Below are 1,143 nucleotides of genomic sequence, written 5' to 3' on the forward strand. Positions count from 1 at the left end.
ATTTTACTTTTGTAGTGATTTGTTCATTCACTTGCGTGAACGCATTGGTTGTCATACCCATTGCAATCAATAGAGTGAAGGCCATTGCCCCACCCGCACTGACAGCAATTCGAGTGCGTATACTGTTAAACATGATAGCCTCACAAATTGATTTTTATCTGGCATTAAGCATTGGAAGGATCATGGATTTTAAACAAGTAAAGTTAATAGGAGACTTTCGTTTATGAACAGATCAAGAACAGAAAATGTAGTTTTATTAATAATAATAAAATAATGCAGCGTTTCGCTTGTGCATGAAACCATTGATTTGATTGAATTATCTCAAAAAAGAGAATCTAAGCGTTTGTATTTAAACGTAATAGCCATATCTAAAAAATGGTTTTATAAAAAGTAAGAACCTTTCCTATCGAGTGCACTTGTGAAGATTGGCAATTATTAATAATGTGCTCAGTGTCACATAAATAATTTAGTATCTTCATGTTTTATATGGAGTTAACAGAACCAACCAATCTATACCATTTATATTTCAATCAGTATTGATAAATATAAATAAACAGGTACCACTGTATTTAAGGTTAGACATTGAAAACCGACACAAAGGTGAGAAAATCATTGTCGACAACTTTTTCACACCTATAGTGAATAATGTTCGTTAAGATCAACATTCGAATTTATCGAGATTGGATAAGAATAAATGAAACGTGTACTTTTGGTAGAAGATAATCGTGAAATAGCGGGAATGTTGTTCGATTATTTTGAGTGTGCTGGCATGCAGCTGGATTATGCCGACAACGGTGAGCTAGGCTTAAAGCTGGCGATGGATAATGCGTTTGACATCATTTTGCTCGACCTCATGCTGCCGCGCATGGATGGCCTAACACTGTGCAACAAGCTGCGCGATGCGGGTAATAACACTCCGGTGTTGATGTTGACAGCACTTGATAGCCGAGACGACATGCTCAAAGGCTTCCAACACGGCGCCGACGACTACCTCACCAAACCGTTTGATCTCGATATTCTTGAAGCACGCATGACTGCATTGATTAAACGCTACCGCGGTACGGTTGCATCAACCAAACTCCAGTACGGCGAAGTGTCTATCGATCAAAAAACGCATCAAGCCTACCGTCAAGATAAGCTGTT

Annotated in this window: 1 protein-coding gene; it reads left to right on the plus strand. The window is 38.3% G+C overall.

Annotated elements, in window-relative coordinates:
• Positions 1-694: 694 nt before the first annotated feature.
• Positions 695-1,143: response regulator transcription factor (locus tag R7Q47_RS25835; RefSeq protein ID WP_318090207.1), on the plus strand; the 449-nt coding region annotated here is incomplete at its 3' end.

The sequence above is a fragment of the Vibrio sp. Vb0349 genome, from assembly GCF_033338975.1.